This is a genomic window from Maridesulfovibrio zosterae DSM 11974 (genome assembly GCF_000425265.1).
GTDB lineage: Bacteria > Desulfobacterota > Desulfovibrionia > Desulfovibrionales > Desulfovibrionaceae > Maridesulfovibrio > Maridesulfovibrio zosterae.
Map to the genome: position 1 here is coordinate 149,942 of NZ_AUDC01000012.1, position 23,616 is coordinate 173,557.

The window sequence follows — 23,616 nt, forward strand, 5'->3', positions numbered from 1 at the left end:
GTTGCTCCGCACACTACACATGAAAATAAACGTATTGAACCCTCGGTAAATCCGAGGGTTCAATACGTTTTACTTATGGCTATTTCCATAACAATCGGAATTGCTGCCGCTTTAGGTGCATTTTTCTTCCGCTGGCTGATTGAATTTTTCCAAGATGCATTCTGGTTGAGTGGAAATAATTTTCTGGACAGTGTTGCAAAATCTCCACAGTGGCTGGTTCTTCTTCTGCCATGCGTCGGTGGCCTTATCGCCGGAGTGATCATCACCAGATGGGCGCCGGAGGCAAAAGGCCCGGGAGTTCCTGAGGTTATTAAAGCTATTGCCGTTCGTGGTGGTATCATCAGGCATCGCATTACATTCCTTAAAGCTCTGGTCAGCAGTCTGCTCATAGGCTGCGGAGCTTCAGTTGGTCGCGAAGGTCCAGTTGTGCAAATAGGAGCATCTCTGGGATCATCAGCTGCTCGCCTGTTCAGGCTGGACAAATCCATGCTGCCAGTCTGTGTTGCTGCCGGAGCTGCTGCCGGAATATCCGCAACTTTTAATGCTCCGTTGACCGGAACTCTTTTCGCAATCGAAATTTTACTGCTGGATACTGAAATGTCCTATGTCAGCCATATTATCGTATCCTCAGTTACTGCATCCGCCCTTTCAAAATTTTTCTGGGGAGATTTCCCAACCTTTGATGCTCCTAAATTCATGTTCAGCAACTTTAAGGAGCTGATCATTTTTTTCATTCTTGGAATTCTCGCGGGTCTTGTTTCGCTGGCATTTGTTCAAATGATAAAAATATCTGAAAATATATTTAATAAAATTCCGGTGAAGGAATGGATTAAACCAGGAATTGGTGGACTCCTGCTAGGCATCATGGCCCTCAAAATCCCAGGAGTACTGGGTGTTGGTTATGAGGCCGTTAACATGGGGCTGACAGGTGTTTTGCCATTAGATCTTGCAATTATACTTTTAGCGGCGAAAATGGTCGCCACAGCGTTGTGTATCGGTTCCGGCATGAGTGGTGGTATCTTCGCCCCTTCGCTCGTACTTGGGGCAGCTCTGGGAGTTTCTGTAAGCTCGGCTATAAATATGTTTTTCCCTGAACTGGCCCTGACTCACAGCCAATATGCGCTTGTAGGCATGGGAACTGTTGTTGCAGGCACCACCCTTGCTCCCATCACGGCGGTACTTACAGTTTTTGAGCTGACTTATTCATATAAAATAATTCTGCCGATGATGGTGGGCTGCATAACCAGTTCGCTAGTTGTCAGAATGCTGAATGGATATTCTGTATACGAAGCCAAACTTCTGCGTCAGGGAGTCAATATTCTTCGCGGTCATGATGAATCAGTGTTAGTCAATGTCCCAATAACTGAAGTAATTGAAACAGAATACGATTTCCTTCGCACAACCGACAGCCTTAACAAAGCTTCAGAAATGGTTATCAACTCTCCATTTCCGCATTTCCCGGTGCTTGATGAAGATAACCATGTAGTCGGGGTGCTTACTCTGCGGGATATGCGGCATTATCTACGCGACAAACATGAACCAGAGATTCATCCTGCCGTGGTTGATTCACTAATGGTCAGAACCGTAGTATCAATCAAACTTGATTCAAATTTAAAAGAAGCACTTATGCTGTTTGAAAGAACCGGTGTTTCATTTGCTCCGGTAATTGATGCAGAAACCAAGATTGTCGGAATAATTAAGTCAGCAGATGCATTCAAAATATTTCACCAAAAACGATACAAAAACCGTATTCTGTCTGCTTCAATTTAAAACAACGTTTTTATTTTTCACTGAGCAGCTGCAAACTGCAACTATTTACCAACCGGCACTATTCATTATTTGTTGCCTATCCATGTTACCGCGCAACCCTACTTTCAAGTCATAAGAAAAGCCCTTCTTGATTAATCAAGAAGGGCTTTTTATTCATAAGGAAATCTGATTACTAACAAATACGCGGAAGTTGTTCACCTTCAAGCATATTCAGCAATCTTCTACCTCCAAGAGGAGTTACCAGAATAACTTTCCCTGGATTTGCATCAGTGATTGTACCCACCTGACATGCATCGTGGCCAAGTTTATCAGCCCGCATAATTTCAAGAGCCTTTTCAGCGTATTCCTGAGGCAGGATACACAAAAACTTTCCTTCATTTGCAAGATAAAGCGGATCAAGTCCCAGAAAAGAACAACCTCCGGCAACTTCCGGTTTAACCGGAATGCTTGACTCATCAAGTTCACAGCACACATTTGACGACACTGTAATTTCATTAAGAGTTGTAGCCAGTCCACCTCTGGTTGGATCACGCAACACATGAACATCGGGAATTTCCTGCACCAGCTTGATCAGCAGATGATTAAGGGATGCGCTGTCGCTCTGCACATTTGACTCAAGGGATAATCCTTCACGAGTGCCAAGAATGGTCAGGCCGTGATCACCCATTGTTCCACTTACAAGAACAGCATCTCCGACAGTGGCACGATCACCACTTGGTCCAGGATCAGCAATAATTTCACCCACCCCTGTGGTGTTGATAAAAATCTTATCAACCATTCCTTTAGGAACAACCTTGGTATCACCTGTTACGATATTGACCCCGGCTTCTTTACAGGCCTCACCCATGGATTTAACGATCGTTTCAAGATCATCCATGGGCAGACCTTCTTCGATTATGTAAGCACAGGTCAAGTACTTTGGAATTGCCCCCAACATAGCCACATCATTAACTGTACCATGCACAGCCAGCGATCCTATATTACCACCTGGAAAGAAAATAGGGTCGACAGTAAAGCTGTCTGTACTCATAGAGATATTACCCTTCAGCTTTAAAGAGGCTGCATCGTTAAGCCTTTCCAATTCGGGATTAGCAAAATATTTAACAAAGAGTTCTGAAATAAGACGTTGAGAAGCCCGTCCACCTGAACCATAATCAAGTAAAACTTTATCTGATGACATATTAATCTACTTTATATTTGAAGTAAGCGGCGCAACTGCCTTCAGTGGAAACCATACATGGACCGACTGGCTTTGCCGGAGTACATGCTTTACCAAAAAGTGGACATTCTTCAGGATTCATTTTGCCCTTAAGAACATCTCCGCATTTGCATCCGGGGAGTGGCGGACACTCGCCGATATCTAAATCAAAAACTTTCTTTGCATCATACTCAGAAAATTCTTCTCGAAACTCTAGCCCACTGTCAGGAATCAGGCCTATACCTCGCCAGAGAGCATCAGCTGTCTCAAAGACCTGATACATAACCTCGACAGCTTTAGGATTGCCGTCTTCAGAAACAGCTCTAAGGTACTGGTTGATAGGTTCTGGTTTTTCCTCTTTAGACGAACGGACCATGTGCAGTAAAGCCTGCAGAATATCTACGGGATCAAAACCGGTGACAACAGCAGGTTTACCATATTTCGCACCGATGAAATCGTAGGGGTGAATTCCAATAACAGTCGAAACATGTCCGGGCAGTATAAAACCGTCAATTCTGGTCTCAGGATCGGAAATAAGAACATCCAGTGCAGGCGGTACCAATTTATGAAAGGACAGCACCTTAAAATTTTTGAGTCCTTCCTGCTTGGCCATCAAAACAGTTGCAGCTATGGTCGGTGCCGTAGTTTCAAATCCTACCCCGAGAAAAACCACGGTACAGTCCGGATTCCTGCGAGCCAGCTCAAGAGAATCAAATGGGGAATAAATAATTTCAACCCTGGCCCCATCTGCCTGAGCATTTTTAAGACAATGCCCTTTATCTCCGGGAACTTTAATAAGATCACCAAAAGTTGCAATAATTACGTTCTCTTTACCTGCTAATTCAAGAAAAGCATTAACTTCCGATTCGTGAGTTACGCAAACAGGACAACCGGGACCGCTTAAATGAACAACTTCTTTAGGTAAGACAGAATGGAGTCCGCTGCGAAAAATCGCTACGGTATGAGTTCCGCAAACTTCCATAAACCGGATTTCCCCATCCAGTTCAGCCTGCAATCTTTTTAAAAGTTCTTTGCACAGTTCAGGGTCCTTAAATTTTTCTAAAATCTTAAGCGACAAACCGCACCCCCAATTATTCGTTTACGGTACTTATCATACCTCTAAATCTTCAGCGCTAAATACCCTAGCCCGAAAGCCTTTCCCACAAATATTTGCGCCCCCAGCATCAGACACATAGGTATGCATCCAAGTAAAATATTTCTATATTTTAAACAGCTTTTGTTTTCATTATACCCAATTACGCCCGGTAACAACCCTGGAGATCACAATAATTTCAAAGCAAAAAAAAAGACTCTGCACAAATGCTGAGTCTTAAAATAAAAAAACACAAATAAAAAATTTCAAACTACTTAAGACAACGTCTTATAACCTCGTCAAATTCAGCTTTATCTATTGGTTTCGGCAAAAAATAAGTTGCACCAAGCGCCAATAAATTTGAAATATCAGAAATTCCTACAACTGCTGACATAATTACAATAGGCATATCAGTGAACTGTGAATCACCTCTTAAAGTCTGAACAAGCTGCCTTCCATCCATTTCAGGCATCATGATATCAGTAATTAAGACATCAAAATTATTTTCAGCTTTTAACGCTTCATATGCATGTTTACCATGAGGACTAACAAATGGAATATGCCCAAGATTTTCAACAAACCTGGCTGCAAGCTTTTGAGAAATCTTATCATCTTCGGCGATTAATATTTTATGCATAACATCCTCTTTTCATTTCATTACATATAATAAACATCAACAAATCAAAATTGTAAAGCCAATACTTAGTTTATACACAAATTGAAATTTTATAGACCTGCAAAATTGATTATAGTAATATAGCAAAATAAGGTTTAGGTTAACACTTTAAAAATAAATATTCAGGAGCTGCTGTCATGGCAAAAACTGATATTCTGCTTGAAACCGGTACTAATGAACTTGAAATACTCGAATTTTATATTGATCTTCCAAAAACTGAATCAGGACCGGAAGAAAGATGTCATTTCGGTGTTAACGTTGCTAAAGTAATGCAGGTCATTGAAAGCCCGCAGCTCGAACACCCGGAATCAGCTGCGCATCCGTGTTTCTTGGGAACTATTCCGCTTCGCAACCATATTCTTCCAGTACTTGATCTCGCGGTATGGCTTGGTCTGGAACGCAAAAACAATAAATATGACATTGTAATAGTCACGGAATTCAGTCAAACAATTTCTGGTTTCCAAGTCAGCGGAGTTACAGAAATACACAGGGTGGGCTGGCAACAGGTTTTATCGCCGGACAAATTCATGAGTAGCTTTGATGACAGCTGCATTGTCGGTATAGTCGAGAAAGAAGACAGATTTATACAGCTTCTGGATCTTGAATCAATACTAGCAGATCTGGACCCGACCCTAGGCGGAGACTTTGATAATCCAACTGCAATTGCTTCAGAAGCATATGCTGCCCTGGCTTGTGATGATTCACCTACAATTAGGGCCATGCTTGAAAAAAGTCTTAGTAAGGCAAATTTCCGGCACACAATTTTGCACAACGGTGAAGAAATGCAAAATGCTCTAAAACAGGTAAAACTTGCCGCCAAGCAGGAAAATCGCCCCATCTCCGATTATGTAGAGGTCGTCATTTCAGATATTGAAATGCCGCTCATGGATGGATTCAGCCTGACAAAATGGATTAGAGAAGATGACCAGCTTAAGAATATTCCAGTTATCCTTTATTCATCCATAATTACTAAAGAACTTAAGCATAAAGGAGATTCGGTAGGTGCTGATGAACAGGTATCCAAGCCTGATCTAAATCTCATCCCGGAAAAAGCAATCAAATTGATTGAAGCCCGTAAAACCAGCTAACACCAACTGGATTTAAAAGCACATAAGGTCGGCATAAAAAATTATGCCGACCTTTTTTTCTTGCCTAGATTAAAACTAGGCCATATCTTTATACTCCCGAAATACGGTATATCTAAAAATTCAATCTTAAATTGGAGATTCTACACATGGAAGATGTGAGAGTATATGGTGATGTTCAAGGTCTGACGCAGCAGGATTTTGAAGAAATTAAACATAGTCTGCCCTTTAATAAAGTTGTCTTCAAAGACAATGTCCTCAATGTTGATTACGAGGGACATTTTATCGATATTGATGATTTTCTTGAAGAACTGCTCAAACGTTTACCAGAAACAGGGTGGGCAAAAATAGATTATATTGATCATATAGACTGGGCACTTACAAGGCACGAAATTAATAACGGTAAGCTATCTTCAAGAGCTATAAACATTGATGCAGTATTAGAACCTACCAAAAATGAAGCTGGTCAAAGATAACCCTGGTCTCTGTAGAAAATTGTATAACGTAACACGTCAAAAATTATTCTATAAAAAATTTTTAAGTAATCAAAACACGAAATGGGTAGAACCGATAATCAAATTTCGGTTTCTACCCATTTTAAAGAAATATATAATTAAACGAACTCTAAACTATTCTTAGACTTCTTCAACAGTTGAAGATAGTTAATAATTAATAATTCTGACTGAAATAGCTTTAGGTGCAATCTCCTGATCTATAACTTCGAAAACTACTTTTTCCCCCACATTCAGAGTTTTAAACCCTTCTCTGACAACTTCTGAATAATGGACATAAATATCCTTTCCGCTTTCATCTGTGATGAACCCGAATCCTTTAATATCATTGAACCAGCTGACTATTCCTTTTGAACTCATAAAACCTCATCACTGGATCATAAATTAAATACAGCTTGGAGCTGTTATTTCGTACGGAAAGTAATTCGCCCTCTAGTCAAATCATAAGGAGAAAGTTCTATCTTAACTTTATCACCAGGCAAAATACGTATATAAAATTTACGCATCTTTCCTGAAATATGCCCAAGAACAACATGCCCGTTTTCAAGCTCCACACGGAACATAGCATTAGGCAGTGCTTCCTGCACAATGCCTTCAACCTCAATGGCTTCTTCTTTAGCCATAACATCCTCCGTCTACAAACAGCAATTAACTTTAAACACATTCGCTGAAATACAGTGTGAATTTGATTTACAATCATACGCTCTTTCTAGCAATACACAAACGCCGAAACAGCAATAAAATTTAAAAGAAAAAACAAAGAAGCTGATGAGTAATAAAATTAAAATCGTTTTAACGCGGAGATGCACCAACTTTTTCTAAAGCTTCCATTATTTTTTCGACAAGATTATTAAGAGATCTACGATCAAGAGCACTTGCAGGAATTCCATGTGGATAGCTGTTCTGCATGAGTTCGCGCTGCTCATCGTTAAGCTGATCCCATTTATTAAGCACAAGTATACTGGAAACTTCACCTAAATCCATATCAGTAATAATTTTTTCTACAGCTTCAATCTGTTCATCAACTTCCGGGTGAGAAGAATCGCACACATGGAGCAGAACATCAGCAGCTTCAAGTTCTTCAAGAGTTGCTCTAAAAGCTTCTTTAAGTTCCTTGGGAAGCTGGCGAATAAATCCAACAGTATCGGTCAAAATAAGTTCTTTATCCATAGGAAAACGGATACGTCTGCTTGTTGGATCAAGGGTTGCAAAGAGTTTGTCTTCAGCAAGAACAATACTGTTTGTCAAAGTATTCAGCAAAGTTGATTTGCCGGCATTAGTGTAACCGACTAATGAGACTACGGGAACCCCTGCGCGGGCACGACGTTCTCTGGTAAATCCACGCTGTTTACTAATTTTTTTCAGTTCATTCCCTAATTTAGTCAGCTTATCAGTAATACGACGACGATCAATTTCAAGTTTTGTTTCACCTGGGCCACGACCGCCAATACCACCCATCAATCTGGACATGGCTCTATTTTTACCGACCAGACGGGGCATTGTATATTTCAACTGTGCCATTTCCACCTGCAGTTTTCCTGCACGGGTAGTGGCATGCTGAGCAAAAATATCAAGAATAAGCTGAGTACGGTCGAGAATTTTGCGTTCAGTAAGTTTGGCAAGGTTGCGCATCTGCGCGGCAGAAAGTTCCTGATCAAAAAGAACCACTTCAGCATCAGCCTGCAAAGCGAGAACTTCAAGCTCTGCCAGCTTACCCTTACCCATAATAAATTTAGGATTAAGTTTTTTGATGCGCTGAACTAAGCGCCCTTCAACTTTAAGTCCGGCAGTATCTGCCAAATCTTCAAGCTCATCAAGGGAACGTTCCTGAATTGATTTTGGATCGGTAGAAACACTGACTACAATTGCACGCTCTCGTTTATCGGTAGTATCGCGTGTACGATCTGCCCTGCGAAATTCGTCTTCAAGAGCTTTAATCTGAGCAGGGAGATCAATATCTGCACGATCCCACCGCGAGGGAGGCAATTGTTCATATGCTTTTTCACTGGAGCCAGGAGGAAGAAGATATGCGTACTGAACAAAATCAGGCTCTCCGTGAGAATCAGATGCCATAACCGTGACACTGTCCAGTCGCAGAAAAACCATATCCATAAGGTCTTCTTCAGACAGATTATCGCCGGCAATATGGGTGTGCAGAAGACGCAATCCTCTAAGACGCCCTTCGGACTGACGAGCTCTGGGGAGTTCCGGAATATAGATAGAGGAGGGATCACCCACCAGAATCATTTCAGGTTTACCCTGACGATTGATCAGCAAACCTATCTGGCGGCCAATTTCATGGCTCAAAAATGAAAGCTCACGAGCCTGTTCATTTGAAAAACCACATGGATCGCTGTAACGGCGATCTGCCAAGCGGTTGATTCTTTTGAGTTCACTGGGCTTCAGACCCTGAGTGTTCCCTTTTGCTTTAAGAGCTATGGCTGAATCTTCCTTTACCCACAAGGGATGTTTTAAATTAAAAAAAATGAGACGTCATAAAACAGACGTCCCATTTAAACTATCTAAGCATCATGATCTGCCAAATATTTGGCAATCATCGCATCGTATTCTGAAACAAGTGCAAAAGTCTCCGCAGCAAGATCTTTTCTAAGAGACAAAGAAACCTTACCATCATTCTTTTTCATATCGTCAAGAATGCGGGGATAATGTACCGGACTCGGTACAACCAGAACAGAATGAAAATTTTTGGCTGAAGCACGCAGCATTGTAGGACCACCGATGTCGATCTGCTCAACAGCGTTCCTAAGATCCTGCCCTTCACTTACAGCTTTGGCAAAATTGTACAGGTTTACACAAACCATATCGATCGTCTTGATACCATGCTCGTCAAGAGTCGATAAGTGTTCAGGATTGTCTTTATCCGCAAGAATACCGCCATGCACACTAGGATGCAAAGTTTTGACACGGCCGCCCATAATTTCAGGAAAACCGGTAACATCACTTACAGACTTGACTTCAAGTCCTGCATCAAGAAGCATTTTTCTTGTACCACCAGTGCTGATAAGTTCAACACCGAAGCCGACCAATTCAGACGCAAATTCAGCAAGACCGGATTTATCAGTTACACTGAGAACTCCGCGCTTAATAGGCAACATATCCATTAGACATCTCCCAAAAACAGTTTTTTGTGGAGTTGTGCCGGATTTACGCACCAAAAGCAAGCATCTGTATATAGCTTTTCCCTGTAGTCGGTCCCCGTCCTCGATTAACACTTATCGAGGACGGGACCAACCGGGAGGGGATCGGCTTTATATAATGGAGCCTTATGAGCTAAATCTGCTCAAGAAGTTCCTTTGCCGCAGCATTTGCGGGATCCATTTCAAGGATCATTTCAAGCTGCTGAACAGCTTCATCTTTTTTATCCATGCAGATATAAAGACCTGCAAGGGAATAACGTACTTCATGCTTCGCAGGATCTATTTCAAGAAACTTTTCGAGAAAAGGAGCTGCTTCAGCAACTCTTTCAGCCTCGTGCCCTATTCTGATAATTCCAAAAAGAGCAACCATATTACTTGCGTTAATCCTGAGAGCTTCAGAAAAGTTGTCAAAAGCCTCTTCCTGCCGTGATGTTTCCATCTGAATAAGCCCCATTCCAGCGAAGCTCTTATCGTTGACCTCTACTGCATGAGCTTTTTGATAAAGCTGCATAGCGGAATCATATTCACCACGCTGAACGGCAATAGTTGCGAGACCTATATAAGGATCAGGATGAACCCCGTTGGACCCTGCTGCCTTCTTGTAATAATCTTCAGCCTTATCCAGTTCGCCCATGAACAGATAACACTCACCGAGTTCCTTGTTAATTTCATAATCTAGATGACTCATAATTCCCCTCCGGAAATTTTACCGCTGATTCATATTTGGCGGCATTATTTTCGACCGATATTGGTCTGCAACAAACAATGCAACCTATGTGCCAAAATCTTTTTTACCTAGTACTACATTATAACAATAGAAACTTTTACACTGACTATTTTCCGACACAGCACTACTTTCATACATTTCTTCCAGTATAAATAACTTTATATAACAAACACATACAAACGATGGAACAACTTTTGCTTATACACAGTCACTTAGTTTTACATTCACTTTTCCTGAGCTAAACAGCACCAGGAAATTTTTGCAGGAGGATATATAAATGAAAGGAATGTTCGAAGGTTACGTCGGGTTAACTGGTAAGGTACTGGACCTGAGATTACAACGTCAGAATCTTGTCGCCTCCAATATCGCGAATATCAACACACCGGGTTATAAGGAAAAAAAGATCGAATTTGAAGGCGAGCTGCAAAAAGCTCTTGGTCTTGATGCTCAAGGTAACATGACCAAAACCAGCAAAATGCATATTCCGACGGCATTTAATGCCGGAACCTTTAACGGAAAATTTCTCTCCAACTTTGAACCCAGAGTTGTCCACGGGGAAAACGCAGTAGACATGGACAAGGAAATGGTAACCATGGCTAAAAACACACTGCAATACAATGCGCTGACTCAGGTTATTTCAAAAAGCTTTGAAGGCATGAATAAAGTCATCCAGAGCGGAGCAAGATAATGAACTTCATGACAGCACTTGAAATCGGAGCGTCAGGACTCAAAGCACAGCGCGAGTACCTGAACGTCGTGTCGATGAACATGGCGAACTCCAGAACAACACGCACTGAAGATGGCGGGCCATACCGCCGTAAAAGTGTTGCCATGGAGTCCAGCCCCCTGCTCTCACCTTTTGATTCCGTTATGAATCAGGAACAAAACAAAATGCTTCGAGGCGTAACTGTTCGCGGAATCGTTTCTGATACACGGCCATTTAAAGAAGTGTATGAGCCCAACCATCCGGATGCAGATAGTAAAGGGATTGTCAAATACCCGGACATCAACATTGTCGAAGAAATGGTTAACATGATCACCATCAGTAAATCATACGAAGCTAACGCACAGGCTGTTGATTCAGCTAAAAACATGTTCAACCGTGCCCTTAGAATCGGTATGACTTAAATTTGACTGAAATTTGACAACGAAGAACTGACCGACACCAAGGAGATATAAAATGGCAATCAAGAACGTAGCAATGCAGGCATACACAAACGCTCTTCAGACCCAGAAGAATTTTGAGAAGAAGTTTGACAAGACGATGGAGATGAATAAGCCTCAAGGCAATTCATTTTCAGAGACTCTGACAAGCTCACTCAAAACAGTTAATGACATGGAAACTGAAAAAAAATCCATGATTGCAGACTTTGCATCAGGTAAAAATCAGAATGTTCATGAATTGATGATATCCATGCAAAAAGCCAATATTGCCATGACCATGACCAGCACAGTGCGCTCTAAAGTGATGACCGCTTATCAGGAAATGCTGAAAATGCCTTTCTAGGATTGATACATATAGTATTAGCCATAGGCACGTAACACATCTCCTTGGTATAGTAGCTTACGTGCTTTGATAAAAGCAGCCTTCACAGGATCAGTGTCAAATTTCAGGTATAATCTGTAGTAATCTTTCTGCTGCTGGGATAATTTTAATTATCCCAGCAGCAGAAAGATTACTTGTTACCAGCCGGAATTTTCTAACTTTTTCATAGACATTTTATTGTCATCTCCCTTCACAGCACATCAAATACGAATTAAAACTCACTCATAAGATACTAATATAATTAAGACTTATAACATTGGGCCACATATTGCATTTCTCCTTGAAAAATCGTCAGGAGTTTAATTATGCCCAATTTTATCGCTGAATATCTGAGTAAGTTTCAAAATTTCTGGACCGACCGTACTGCTGCCCAGAGAATAATGATCGGAGGCCTCGCAGCTACTGTAGTTATCGCGTTTATCCTCATGGTTTTCTGGCTTAACCAAACGGAATACCGTGTTCTTTATACAAAATTATACTCAGAAGACGCTTCCCGCGTCGTGGGCATCCTTCAGTCTACCAAAGAGCCATATAAAATTCAGGATAACGGCTCTACCATTCTGGTTCCAGCAGACAGAGTTTATGAACTGCGTCTGAAAATTGCCGGTGAAGGAGCTCTTCACGGACAGGGCATCGGTTATGAGATATTTGACCAGGTCCAGATTGGACAGACAGACTTTATCCAGCGCATCAACTACCAGCGGGCATTGCAGGGAGAACTTGCAAGAACCATCAGCGAATTTCCCCAGATAGAAAGAGCAAGAGTACATCTGGTGCTCCCTGCCAAATCACTTTTCATTGAAGAACAGGCTGAACCGACAGCATCTGTAGTCCTCAAACTTAAAGATGGTGAAAAACTTGAAGATAAGCAGATTAAAGGAATTCTGAATCTGGTTGTCATGTCAGTAGAAGGTCTCAAACCATCGACAGTGACTATTACAGATATGCGCGGGCAGGTCCTTTACCAGCCTGAAGATGATTCCATGGGTATCAATATCAGCAATAGTCAGCTAGACTACAAAAGCGGTCTTGAAGCCAAAATAGAACAGCGCATCCAGCGCCTGCTTATGCCCATAGTCGGACCGGACAAGGTTATCGCTAAGGTCAATGCAGATCTAGATTTCAGACAGCGCACGATTAAAAAAGAAGCATATGACCCTGACGGTCAGGTTGCACGCTCAGAACAGACCAGTGAAGAAAACACTCGCGGCACAGCAAATGTTGACGGCGGCGTACCTGAAGCAAACTTCCGTGGCGATGGTTTTACCGGAACAGCGACTACTCAGGATTCAACTCGTGAAACACGTACCACCAACTACGAAATCAACAAAGAAGAGCAGCAGATTATTGTTCCTGTAGGTGAACTGAAACGACTCAGTGTTGCGGTTGTAGTTGACGGCACATATGAAAAGAATGCTGAAACAGGAGAAATGACCTATATCCCCCGCTCTGAAGAAGAGATGCAGCGCATCAGGGAACTGGTAAGAAACGCTGTAGGATATGATGATGTCCGCGGTGATACACTCGAAGTTTCCAATATGACTTTCGGTATGCAGGACATATTCGGAGACGAAGGTCTCATGCGCACCATGCTGGAATACGCTCAGAGACTGGGAAAACCTTTCCTTAACGGCCTGCTGATATTCCTCTTCCTGATCCTTGTAGTACGCCCGGTTGTAATGGCTCTCATCAAACCCCGTGTTGCTGAAGAGGATATCGATGAGGTTGCAGGACTGCCTGAAGGTGGAGAAAGACTCGCAATTGATGACAGTGACCTTGACGAAGAGGCTCTTGATACGGCACGTAGACTTGAGAACGCTAAGGCTCAGGCTCTGCAACTTTCAGAAAAGAATATGGATCAGGCAGTGCAGGTACTGAAGACCTGGCTGAAGCAGGAGGCAGCTTAAATTGTCAACGCCGTTCACCGGTAATCAAAAAACAGCCATTGTACTTCTCGCCCTCGGAGATAAGTTTACGGCTGAGTCTTTCAAACGCATGAGCCGAAAGGAAATTGCTGACGTATCCAGAGCTATGCTTGAGATGGATTCAGTCCCCAAGGAACAGGTTCTTGAAGTACTGAAAGAGTTTAATGAAACTCTGGCATACGGGGCAGAACTTCTTATGGGCGGTGCTGATCAAGTCAAAAGACTGCTTAGCAAATCTCTTGACGAAGAAACCGCAAAATACATTTTGGACAAACTTGATCTGGAAAGCGGACCTGCCCCATTTCAGGAACTTCAGAATGTCAGCCCTAAGATTCTTGCTCAGATATTAAGAAATGAACATCCTCAGACTCTTGCACTGATTATAGGTCATCTACACCCTGATCAGGCAGCAGACCTGATATCCAACCTGCCGGGAGGAGTAAGAGCTGAAGTGCTTATGCGACTGGCTAAGCTGGAAGCAGTAGCGGAAGAAATGCTCATGGAAGTTGACCGGGTGCTGCAGAGTCAGCTCATTGCCATGGGCGGTAAAGAAGGTAAAAAAGTTGGCGGTGTTCCGGCTGTTGCAGAAATTCTCAACGCAGTGGACCGCTCTACCGAAGAAGAAGTTCTTTCAGAGATTGAAGAAGAATCCACCCAGATGGCAGAAGAAATCAGAAACCTCATGTTTGTCTTCGAAGACATCAAAGGGCTTGATGACCGCGCAATCAGGGAACTCCTCAAAGAAGTATCCAATGAAGAGCTTACTACAGCCCTCAAAGGTGCATCTGATGATCTGCAGGAATTGTTTTTCAAGAATATGTCCGAGCGTGCATCTAATATGATTCGTGAAGACCTCGAAATTATGGGACCTGTGAAACTTTCCGATGTGGAATCATCACAGCAGAATATTGTTAAAAATATCCGTAGACTCGAAGACGAGGGCCGGATTATGATCAGCAGAGGTTCAGGAGATGTCTTTGTCTAAAGCTGAAGATAACAAGTTCTACACTGGTAGAGTCATCATGGGTCTTGATTCAAACAACAACTCCCAGGAAATGACTCTTCAGGAAATGGAAGGCAAAAAAAAGCCGACCTGGAACGATGATACTGACAAAGAATACTTTGAAAGAGTCAAAATAAAAGCTCAGGACATGGCTAAAAAGATTATTGCAAAAGCAATAGCTGAGGCTGAATCCATTAAGGCTGAAGCTCAGGCTGCTGGTTACGCAGAAGGCCAGAATCAAGCCAAGGCAGAAGCTGAACAGCATATGATAGCGTTCAGTCAAAATATTGCCCAGACTCTGGGAAATATACAGGATAATGCCCGTAATATCATTTTAAGCCAGTCAGCTGATGCAATATCACTTGTTCTTATGGTTATTGAAAAAACCCTAGCAGTAGAAATGGAAAGCAGCAGGAGGGAAATTCTTGCTGCCCTGCTGGATGAATCTCTCTCACATATAGATTCTCTGACTCAATTGGTAATTAAAATTTCACCTGCTGATTCAGAAATAATCGGCCCACTGCTTGAACAGGCACAAACCGAATATCCGGATTTAGCTAAATGGCGCATTAAACCCGATCCTTCCATAGATAATGGAGGAGTTATTGTTGAAGCTGAAGATGCTATGATCAACAACACCATTACTTCCCGCTGGGAAGGAGTGCAGGAAATTCTTGCACAGTTGACAGCAACAGTTGAGGAATAAATCATGGCAGGCATGAAAGACTGCACAGAACTTTTGTCATCTATTAATCCGTGCCGAAGCTATGGCAAGGTAAGCAAAGTTGTAGGACTTATTGCTGAAGGTAAGGGAATTAGAGCTCCTCTGGGTTCTGTATGCCATCTCATACCAGAAGATTCTGACTCAACTATTGCTGCCGAAGTTGTCGGATTCAAAGATGGGTCATGCCTTTTCATGCCCTATGGCGAACTGCATGGCATAAGTCAGGGTAGTTTGATCATGAACTCAAGTGCCCCTCCGAAAGTCCCGGTAGGGATGAATATGCTGGGCCGCGCAGTAGATGCTTTCGGTCAACCAATTGACGGCAAAGGGCCCATTATTCCCGACAGCTATAATCCCCTTCATCGTGATCCCCCCAACCCTCTTGAACGTCCTCGTATCAACGAACCACTGGATGTAGGTGTAAAAGCCATCAACAGTCTGCTTACGCTGGGAAAAGGACAGCGTATGGGAATCATGGCCGGATCAGGAGTCGGAAAATCGACATTACTTTCCATGATGGCCCGCTATACAGTGGCGGATATTAACGTTATCGCCCTTGTTGGCGAACGTGGACGTGAAGTAGTAGAATTTATTGAACGAGACCTTGGTCCTGAAGGACTTGCCCGTTCTATACTGGTTATTGCAACTTCAGACAAAAGCCCTCTTATCCGTATGCGGGCAGCATATACAGCGACAGCTATCGCTGAATATTTCCGTGATCTGAATAAAGACGTTCTGCTCATGATGGACTCAGTTACCCGTTTTGCAATGGCTGGACGTGAAGTAGGTCTTGCTGCAGGAGAACCTCCGACACGTGGCGGATATACTCCATCAGTTTTTGCGCAGTTACCCAAATTGCTGGAGCGGGCAGGCAAAAACCAAAATGGATCAATCACCGGGATTTATACTGTTCTTGTCGATGGTGATGATTTTACTGAACCTATTGCCGATGCTGTCCGTTCTATTCTTGATGGTCATATAGTACTGACACGCGATCTTGCCGACCAGGGACACTATCCCTGTATTGATGTACTGAAAAGTGTCAGCAGGGTTCGCAGTGATATTATTCCGAGCGAGGTTGTCGCAGCCGGACGTAAAGTGACTGGACAGATGGCTACATTTCGAAAAGTTGAAGATATGGTCAATATTGGTGCATACCAGTCAGGTGCCAATCCAGTCATTGATGCAGCAATTAAGATACAGCCGGCAATCAACGGATTCCTGCAACAATTAGTTGAGGACAAAAAAACTCTGGACGAAAGCATTCAATTACTAATTAAGCTTGCAGGGACAAACTGATTTTTTAGACGGTATGATCGGTTACGCTCAGACCTGATAATATTCTAAAAGCATGTACTGCAAAATCAAATCATCTTTTATAATAAGTCAAAAACACCATCTGTTTTATTGCCAGTAATATTTTTCTGGTCTAACACTCTGTTTACACATATCCATAATATACATTAGAAGACTTCTGGGTCGAAAAATAAACATGAATGCAAGGCACAATTGGTAATTAAATGGGCAGATATATAAAAATATTCTTATTTCTTCTATTTGAAATGATAATAATTTCTGCCAGTGCGCCTGTGGTATTTGCTTCTCCACTAAAAATTATCCACTCTGCATCCATGCCCCCACTCTCTTTTATCAATGAAGAAGGAAATGCTGACGGTATTCTCATTGATCTCTGGAAAGAATGGTCCAAAAAATCAGGAAGTGACGTGAGCTTTGAGCTCACAAATTGGAAAGAAGCAATGAGCATGACTGGACGGAATCCTGATACTATTAATGGAGGACTATTTTACTCTCCAGATAGAGCTGAGCAATTAATCTTCGGTAACTGCTTATTCTCAATGAGAGGGGCTTTGTTTACTGATAATCAGAATGATGGATTAAGCAAACTGGATATGCAAAATACTATTTGCGGAGTTATCAAGGGTGGATACTCTAAAATTTATATGGAAACGAACTTTCCTTTCACAGCACTCATGCTTTTCGACTCAGCAAAAGAATTATTCAAAACTGCTGCTGAAGGAAGAATAAAAATGTTTGTCGCTGATTACCCCGTGGCAATGTATCAGCTTAAAAAATTTAAAATCAATGATAAGTTCAAATGCCAGAAAATTTTATATTCGCGGGAATTATATCCGGCTGTCCACCACCAAAACCAAAAACTACTTGGTCGCATCAATTACTTTATGACGGCCATTCCTAAATCACGTCGGCAGGAAATTATAAAAAAATGGATGCCCCTTCCTGACGAAAGATATTGGCATATCACAACAGTTATTATTCTAACTTTTCTTACTATTTTAATATTCGCATTTATGCAGCGGCAGAGGATTATGCCATTAATCTCAAAGTGTAAAATTTTGAATATATTTAAACCTTAGTCCAGTTTAATAACAGAGCTGTAACATCATCATCAAATTCGGGACGTACGCCTGTTTTATCTTCCAAAAGATCCTCAATAGAATCAAGATTTAGACTATTACTTTCCAAACGCTCTTTGATAATTTCCATGAACGGATCGAGACTGAAGAAATCACTTCCCATACGCCATTCATAACACCCGTCAGTAAACAAAAACAAACGCAAAGAAGTTGAAAAACGGCATTCTAATAGACCACAATCAATAGGAAAAAAACCCAAAGGTGGAACCATAGCGACGAGAGGCTCTATCATTTCACCATCCAGCATAACAATTGCCGGACAATGCCCCGCGCTTAAATACCTCATTTCACCTTTGTTAAAATCTATATCAGCAGCAAAAAGAGTTACAAAATAACTGTCCTTTCCAATCAAGTCCAGCAGATGCGTATTGACCAGCTCCATACTGTGATCAAGAGGACTTTTCTCAGCACCATCAGCTTTAAATAAAGTACGGACGATAGCCATAATAAAGGCTGCCTGAGGTCCATGCCCTGAGACATCAGCCATAACAACTCTGACTACACCTTCATCAATACTGAATACGTCAAAATAATCACCGCTTGCTCTTCCTGAAGGGCGATAAAGACTTTTAATATCAAGCCCGTCAATGATTGGAACTACGGTGGGTAACAGTTTATCCTGAAGTCTGGCAACCAGCCGGACTTCATCATCAATAATATTATAAGCTCTCTGCAAACTGGAGTTGGCTGCCTGCAACTGTCTGGTCAGCAAGACCTGTCTGACAGCAACCCCGACTCGTGCTTTCAACTCAACGACATGAAATGGTTTTGTAAGATAATCATTTGCCCCGCTGTTAAGAGCTTTAGCTTTAATTTCCTGCTCATCCTGCCCGGTAAGGACAATAATAATAACCTCTTGATCACAAATACGATTACGAATTTCTTCAATCACATCAAATCCGTCCATCACAGGCATCATGAGGTCGAGTAGAATCACGCTGGGTTTTACATCTTTATATCTGTCAATGCACTCAACTCCATCAGAGGCTGTAACAACATCAAAATCATCTTCAAGAACACGGATCAAGAAATTCCTCATAGTTGCAGAATCATCTACCACAAGCACTTTGGGGATTTCACCTCCGAGTTTCACACTCGATTCTTCATTCACAGGCAGCCTCCAAACGTATCTATAAAATATATCAGAATACCTTAACCTGATATGTGGTGCCAGCCTAACACAAAATATTAAATTTCTGTAGTATAATATATTTGACTATTATTCATCTCTATCCTTTCTTAACCGTGAATCATGCCTAATTTCCCAACACAATTCTGCTACACAGGCAGAATTTGAGCAGAGCCCCTTTAGCAGATAAGCCATGCCCCCCGCATTAATCTCACGACCTTCTAAATCATGACACTCTAATGAATTACTGAGAAAATCCAATGAAGCAGTTATGTTATTAAGCTCATAAACAACATCTTCTATACTTTTATTCATATAAACTCCTATTTAATTTAATCACTACAAAGGCTGTTAATGAGCAAAAAGCTATATATGAAAGACTATTTTGTCTAGCGTTTTATGCATTTTTTTCAATAGATTCACCTATTTGCTAACATATAATCATTTTTATATTTTTAAAAGTTTTACATAAAAACAAATAACATAAATATTACTTTCATATGAAAATAGTACATACCATATTTCAAAGAATTAAATGTATTTTTCATCTACAATATATATATAGTTAATGTTATAAGTTTTAATAAATATAATATAATAGCAATTAATTAATTATAGATGTTTTTTCTCACATATAACATTCAAACAACATCCAACAGTATTGTTTTTTTAAATTATATTGAACAATAATATTTTATATATTTATCAAGAATAGTAACTATAATAATTCATAAATAAAAAAACCGAGTTCTAAAAAATAGAACTCGGTTTAAAATCATATTTAAATTGTAATCAGTGAAATGAAAAAGATTCACCGTATTCTTTTATACGGTCTAAAGAACTATCAAGTCAAAGTACATCTTTGATAAGTCAAACATAAGAGCTTTTCCAGTGAGCTCTGCACCTTTACCACTGAGTATTTTCAAAACTTCTGAACTTTGTATTCCCACAGCAGTAGTTATAGCAGGCGAAGGAGTGCCAAGAAACTCTTCAAGCCCATTAACATCACCAAAAAAATCTGACGGTGAAACATCACCCGGATATACAGTGGATACGATACCAGTCCATCCTGCGACTGACGCTGTCACCATAGGAATTCCCGCCTTAGCTGCAGCATCTTTAAGTTGCCCGCGATGTTCAAGACCACCAAGACAGTCGATCACTATATCAGCACCAGAAACAAAATCATAAAATTTATCCCCTGTAAGATACTCATCACGTACATCAAGAAATACTGCTGGATTAATACTTCTGACAAGTTCAAAAGCAGCGTCAATTTTTTTAATGTTAAGTGAATTTTCAGTTGCAAGCAGTTGTCTATTTAAATTGGAGGGTTCAAAGGAATCTCCGTCACAAGCTTTTATAGTACCAACTCCGGCACGGGCAATGGATTCCAGCAAATGTCCTCCCAATCCACCAAGCCCTATAACAGCGGCCTTAGAAAAAAAAAGAGACGTCTGTTCTTTTGCACTGAAAGTTATCAAATTTCGCACATATCTTTCAGGGACTGCTCCTTGCGTAAAAATAACTCTCTCTACACAATTAATGTCGAGTCCCAATTCACTGGCAATGTTTAGTGACACTTCATGTGGGGCAATCTTTACTATCCCACTTTCAGAGAAATCTTTCTCAACCAGCTTACAGCTTAACATGTCGCGGATTTTATTTTCAATACGCACAATTCAACCACCTGTTATGAGAGAATTTTTAATAATATCGCTACTTAATTAAAAACTGATGCAATCTATACTTCTTTCAAAAATACGATATTGCAGATTCAGCATACCGCAAGCTTTGAATAACGAAAACCAATTGTTTATAAAATACTCAGGTTAAAATAACTCTAATACACATTGGCATTAATTAATGTAGTAAATCCAGCTGCACGAGCAAGTCTAAATTATGTTATTAATTAGACTGCTGATGGTGACACACAACCGAAGGTCTGATAAATCCTTCATCATGCAGAACATGATAAAAAATCTTTCTATAGTGGCGCGCAGTGCGGGCGCAGCTATAATGAAAGTAAGAAACAAAGGATTCGAAGTAGTAAACAAAGCAGATAAATCACCTGTTACGGAAGCTGACATTGCTTCAAATGAAGTGATTTCATATCAGCTTGCGCAAATGTATCCGGATATCCCTATTCTTTCGGAAGAAGGAACGAAGATCAGCTACACAGACCGCAGTAAGTGGACAGAATTCTTTCTCGTGGACCCATTGGACGGAACAAAAGAGTTCATCAAAGATAACGGTGAATTCTGCGTATGTATTGCCCTGATGCGCAAGAATAGACCTGTTCTCGGAGTTGTCTACGCACCAACACAAGATACACTTTATACAGGCTGTGCCGAGTCAGGGGCATACGTTAGCCTATCCGGATCTTCCCCCCAGCAAATACGTACGAGACCTCCATCTGAAGGAGAAGGACTTATCGTTGTTGGCAGTCGATCTCACCCTTCACCTGATCTTGCAGAGTATCTGGACAAACTTAATGTGGCGAAATTGTCCCCTGCCGGAAGTGCTCTAAAATTTTGTCAGGTTGCAGAAGGTAAAGCCCATCTTTATCCGAGATTTAATCCGACTATGGAGTGGGATACAGCTGCAGGTCAGGCAATTGTTGAGGCTGCAGGAGGGACTATGACTTCTTTAGATGGATCTGAGTTCCCATACAATAAAGAGAACTTACGAAATAAAGGTTTTATAGTTAAAGCTTGAAAAAAGGAATTCATATGCGTTATTTAATTCTTACAATTTTTCTTCTTCTTGTGGGTTGTACTTCATACTACAATCCCAGTCTTGATGTATCTGTTAACCGCAACGAACGTTTCAAAACAGACCGTCAGGCATGCCGTGATCGTTCCAAAAAAGTTACAAATTCTGAACCGCGCAACGACTTGCAATTCCTCAAAACATATGATTCGCAGCAAAAAGAGCAGACAAATGAATCAAAAGCTTTCGAAAGATGCATGGCTGGAAAAGGTTGGATAAAAAAATAAACAAAGAGGAGCTGTACAGCTCCTCATAATTTATTTTCTATTTTTTAATGAAAAGTAATCTTCTTTACTTCCCCGGAAAGACACCCGTCCGTCAGTCAGTTCAAGAACATGAGAAATTGAGGGAATAAGTTCTTCACGATGATGAGTAACATAAACCATTGAAACACCTGCAGCAGCCAAAAGCTCGAGAAGAGCATAAATTTCTTTGCGTGATTCTTCATCCACACCAGCCATAGGCTCATCAAGAAGTAATACGTCCGGCCCGGCTATCAGTGCTCTGGCAATAAAAGCCTTGCGAAGCTGTCCATATGAGGCTTGCTCCATAGGCCGTTCAGCAAGATCCTCTATTCCAAAGAATCTGAGCCACTCCCATGTTTTTTCACGCATCTCATCATTGATTTCATCAAATAAACCTACTGAAGAGAAAAATCCGGAAATAACCAAATCAAAAATAGGAATAGGTTTACCTACCGCTTCTCCGAACGAAGCCTGCATGGAAGCAGAAACCATGCCCATGCGCCCTCGGACAGCACGCAGATTATCACCTTTTTCAGGAAGACGCTTCATACTTTCTTCAGCAGCATAAGCAGCGGCATCACCATAAAGAAGACGAAGCAGTGTTGATTTTCCTGCTCCGTTACAACCTAATACAGCCCAGTTCTCTCCACCCTTCATCTCCCAGTCAATATTATGCAGAACTGTCTTCCCTAGAAAAACCACACTCGAATCTACAAGGCCAAATAAAAGTTTTCCGGCATCAGCTTTATTAACAGCCGGAGGAGTCTTATGCTGCATAGAACTGAGCGTGCATGAAATTCCTTTTCCATGCCCATCCTCACAGTGGTCTATTTTCCCGTCACGAATATATAAAGTTTTATTGACGCAGGAAGGCAGTTCCTCTTTACGGTGCGCCGAGCAGACAACAGTCGTTCCGGATTTAGCTGCGGCGTCAATTGCCTGAATAAGCTGGGCACGTGACTGCTGATCAATCCCTTCAAGAAATTCATCTAAAATGAGCATTTCCGGCTCAGCCATAAGAGCCCTGGCAATCAAAATTTTACGTCCCTCACCACGTGACATGGACACCATGCTACGTTTGGCTAAATCAAGCATCCCCAGAGACTGCATCAAATCACGTACTTTTTCGTATTCATCCTCGTCTGCCAACCTGTAGAGAAAAGGAGTGTTGTCTTTTCCGGCAAGAACAACCTCCTCACCGGTTACATCCCATGCGAGTTTAAGAAATATATCCTGATGTTCAGGTGAAATCATACGGTAACGTTCAAGGGGTTCAAGAGGACTGCAGGTTTTCTCACCCTCAACATAATATTCCCGTTTCAAATCATCATCCGGCCAGACCTCGCCAGCCAAAATCATCATCAGAGTTGTTTTTCCTGCACCATTTGGCCCAAGTACAGCCCAATGTTCTCCGTCACGGATATCCCAGTCAATCTTTTCAAGTACCGGACCGCGATCAAGAGTGAGTGAAACATCTTTCATGGAAACCAATTTACTATTCATACCAACTCCACTTCGTAAGACACTGAAACTTATGTATTCTAAACCATATTATCATCAGGGTTAAAACTTCTACTACTTAAGAACAGCGAGTGCA

General features: G+C 41.5%; 25 protein-coding genes and 1 pseudogene. 13 read left to right on the plus strand and 13 right to left on the minus strand.

Annotated elements, in window-relative coordinates; translation table 11 throughout:
* Positions 1–75 precede the first annotated feature (75 nt).
* A complete protein-coding gene (locus H589_RS0107600) occupies positions 76–1,770 on the plus strand; it encodes a chloride channel protein (protein WP_245577068.1) in 1,695 nt (564 codons plus the stop codon).
* Between the two features lie 172 nt (positions 1,771–1,942).
* On the opposite strand, the gene hypE is transcribed toward H589_RS0107600, so the two are convergent.
* The 3 genes from hypE to H589_RS0107615 form a co-directional block, all read right to left on the minus strand.
* Positions 1,943–2,950: a hydrogenase expression/formation protein HypE gene (hypE, locus tag H589_RS0107605; protein ID WP_027721469.1), complete on the minus strand. Its 1,008-nt coding sequence runs from the start codon at positions 2,948–2,950 to the stop codon at positions 1,943–1,945.
* Position 2,951: 1 nt separating this feature from the next.
* A complete protein-coding gene (gene hypD, locus H589_RS0107610) occupies positions 2,952–4,046 on the minus strand; it encodes a hydrogenase formation protein HypD (protein WP_027721470.1) in 1,095 nt (364 codons plus the stop codon).
* Between the two features lie 286 nt (positions 4,047–4,332).
* A complete protein-coding gene (locus tag H589_RS0107615) occupies positions 4,333–4,698 on the minus strand; it encodes a response regulator (protein ID WP_027721471.1) in 366 nt (121 codons plus the stop codon).
* 176 nt (positions 4,699–4,874) lie between these two features.
* On the opposite strand from H589_RS0107615, the gene H589_RS0107620 reads away from it, so the two are divergent.
* Together H589_RS0107620 and H589_RS0107625 are read left to right on the plus strand one after the other, a co-directional pair.
* On the plus strand, positions 4,875–5,825 hold the full coding sequence (locus tag H589_RS0107620) for a chemotaxis protein (protein ID WP_027721472.1): 951 nt from the start codon (positions 4,875–4,877) through the stop codon (positions 5,823–5,825).
* Positions 5,826–5,971: 146 nt separating this feature from the next.
* Entirely contained in the window at positions 5,972–6,298 is a 327-nt protein-coding gene (locus H589_RS0107625; protein WP_027721473.1) for a hypothetical protein, read from the plus strand.
* A gap of 186 nt (positions 6,299–6,484) precedes the next feature.
* Here H589_RS0107625 and H589_RS0107630 read toward each other — a convergent pair whose 3' ends face one another.
* The 5 genes from H589_RS0107630 to H589_RS0107650 all read right to left on the minus strand — a co-directional run bounded on the left by H589_RS0107630 (position 6,485) and on the right by H589_RS0107650 (position 10,180).
* Entirely contained in the window at positions 6,485–6,694 is a 210-nt protein-coding gene (locus tag H589_RS0107630; protein ID WP_027721474.1) for a cold-shock protein, read from the minus strand.
* Positions 6,695–6,738: 44 nt separating this feature from the next.
* On the minus strand, positions 6,739–6,957 hold the full coding sequence (gene infA / locus H589_RS0107635) for a translation initiation factor IF-1 (RefSeq protein ID WP_027721475.1): 219 nt from the start codon (positions 6,955–6,957) through the stop codon (positions 6,739–6,741).
* Positions 6,958–7,126: 169 nt separating this feature from the next.
* Positions 7,127–8,740: a GTPase HflX gene (gene hflX / locus H589_RS19385; RefSeq protein ID WP_035075592.1), complete on the minus strand. Its 1,614-nt coding sequence runs from the start codon at positions 8,738–8,740 to the stop codon at positions 7,127–7,129.
* A 116-nt stretch (positions 8,741–8,856) separates the two neighbouring features.
* A complete protein-coding gene (locus H589_RS0107645) occupies positions 8,857–9,456 on the minus strand; it encodes an IMP cyclohydrolase (RefSeq protein WP_027721476.1) in 600 nt (199 codons plus the stop codon).
* A 169-nt stretch (positions 9,457–9,625) separates the two neighbouring features.
* The gene (locus tag H589_RS0107650; RefSeq protein ID WP_211225334.1) at positions 9,626–10,180 is read right to left on the minus strand and encodes a tetratricopeptide repeat protein; all 555 of its coding nucleotides are present in this window, start codon (positions 10,178–10,180) and stop codon (positions 9,626–9,628) included.
* 316 nt (positions 10,181–10,496) lie between these two features.
* On the opposite strand from H589_RS0107650, the gene flgB reads away from it, so the two are divergent.
* The 8 genes from flgB (at position 10,497) to H589_RS19390 (ending at position 17,813) form a co-directional block, all read left to right on the plus strand.
* A complete protein-coding gene (gene flgB / locus H589_RS0107655; RefSeq protein WP_027721478.1) occupies positions 10,497–10,907 on the plus strand; it encodes a flagellar basal body rod protein FlgB in 411 nt (136 codons plus the stop codon).
* Positions 10,907–11,347, plus strand: coding sequence for a flagellar basal body rod protein FlgC (gene flgC, locus H589_RS0107660; protein WP_027721479.1), 441 nt, complete (start codon positions 10,907–10,909; stop codon positions 11,345–11,347). Before flgB ends, flgC begins: the two co-directional genes overlap by 1 nt.
* A 52-nt stretch (positions 11,348–11,399) precedes the next feature.
* Positions 11,400–11,726: a flagellar hook-basal body complex protein FliE gene (gene fliE / locus H589_RS0107665; RefSeq protein WP_027721480.1), complete on the plus strand. Its 327-nt coding sequence runs from the start codon at positions 11,400–11,402 to the stop codon at positions 11,724–11,726.
* A 344-nt stretch (positions 11,727–12,070) separates the two neighbouring features.
* Positions 12,071–13,672, plus strand: coding sequence for a flagellar basal-body MS-ring/collar protein FliF (gene fliF / locus H589_RS0107670; RefSeq protein ID WP_027721481.1), 1,602 nt, complete (start codon positions 12,071–12,073; stop codon positions 13,670–13,672).
* A 1-nt stretch (position 13,673) separates the two neighbouring features.
* Positions 13,674–14,675 (plus strand): flagellar motor switch protein FliG, encoded by a 1,002-nt coding sequence (gene fliG, locus H589_RS0107675; RefSeq protein ID WP_027721482.1) that lies wholly within the window; start codon positions 13,674–13,676, stop codon positions 14,673–14,675.
* On the plus strand, positions 14,662–15,399 hold the full coding sequence (locus tag H589_RS0107680; RefSeq protein ID WP_027721483.1) for a FliH/SctL family protein: 738 nt from the start codon (positions 14,662–14,664) through the stop codon (positions 15,397–15,399). The genes fliG and H589_RS0107680 overlap by 14 nt, the downstream gene beginning before the upstream one ends.
* 3 nt (positions 15,400–15,402) lie before the next feature.
* A complete protein-coding gene (locus tag H589_RS0107685) occupies positions 15,403–16,716 on the plus strand; it encodes a FliI/YscN family ATPase (protein ID WP_027721484.1) in 1,314 nt (437 codons plus the stop codon).
* A 221-nt stretch (positions 16,717–16,937) separates the two neighbouring features.
* Positions 16,938–17,813 carry a transporter substrate-binding domain-containing protein gene (locus H589_RS19390; protein ID WP_051249669.1) on the plus strand — a complete coding sequence of 292 codons (876 nt, stop codon included), beginning with the start codon at positions 16,938–16,940 and terminating at the stop codon, positions 17,811–17,813.
* Here H589_RS19390 and H589_RS0107695 read toward each other — a convergent pair.
* The 3 genes from H589_RS0107695 to H589_RS0107705 all read right to left on the minus strand — a co-directional run bounded on the left by H589_RS0107695 (position 17,803) and on the right by H589_RS0107705 (position 20,681).
* Complete coding sequence (locus H589_RS0107695) at positions 17,803–18,984, minus strand: PP2C family protein-serine/threonine phosphatase (protein WP_027721485.1); 1,182 nt, start codon at positions 18,982–18,984, stop codon at positions 17,803–17,805. The two genes, H589_RS19390 and H589_RS0107695, sit on opposite strands and share 11 nt — an antisense overlap.
* 108 nt (positions 18,985–19,092) lie before the next feature.
* Positions 19,093–19,317 (minus strand): hypothetical protein, encoded by a 225-nt coding sequence (locus H589_RS0107700; RefSeq protein WP_027721486.1) that lies wholly within the window; start codon positions 19,315–19,317, stop codon positions 19,093–19,095.
* Positions 19,318–19,835: 518 nt separating this feature from the next.
* Positions 19,836–20,681, minus strand: a complete 846-nt coding sequence (locus H589_RS0107705) for a HesA/MoeB/ThiF family protein (RefSeq protein WP_027721487.1) — start codon at positions 20,679–20,681, stop codon at positions 19,836–19,838.
* A 223-nt stretch (positions 20,682–20,904) separates the two neighbouring features.
* Here H589_RS0107705 and cysQ point away from each other — a divergent pair, with 223 nt between their 5' ends.
* Both cysQ and H589_RS0107715 read left to right on the plus strand, forming a co-directional pair.
* The gene (gene cysQ / locus H589_RS0107710) at positions 20,905–21,720 is read left to right on the plus strand and encodes a 3'(2'),5'-bisphosphate nucleotidase CysQ (protein WP_245577069.1); all 816 of its coding nucleotides are present in this window, start codon (positions 20,905–20,907) and stop codon (positions 21,718–21,720) included.
* A 14-nt stretch (positions 21,721–21,734) separates the two neighbouring features.
* Entirely contained in the window at positions 21,735–22,001 is a 267-nt protein-coding gene (locus H589_RS0107715; RefSeq protein ID WP_027721489.1) for a hypothetical protein, read from the plus strand.
* A 30-nt stretch (positions 22,002–22,031) separates the two neighbouring features.
* On the opposite strand, the gene H589_RS0107720 is transcribed toward H589_RS0107715, so the two are convergent.
* Together H589_RS0107720 and H589_RS21235 are read right to left on the minus strand one after the other, a co-directional pair.
* Positions 22,032–23,036 (minus strand): ATP-binding cassette domain-containing protein, encoded by a 1,005-nt coding sequence (locus H589_RS0107720; RefSeq protein WP_425411454.1) that lies wholly within the window; start codon positions 23,034–23,036, stop codon positions 22,032–22,034.
* Positions 23,016–23,522: pseudogene (locus tag H589_RS21235) on the minus strand (ATP-binding cassette domain-containing protein); the annotation flags it as partial. The pseudogene H589_RS21235 and the gene H589_RS0107720, both read right to left, overlap by 21 nt.
* Between the last annotated feature and the right edge of the window lie 94 nt (positions 23,523–23,616).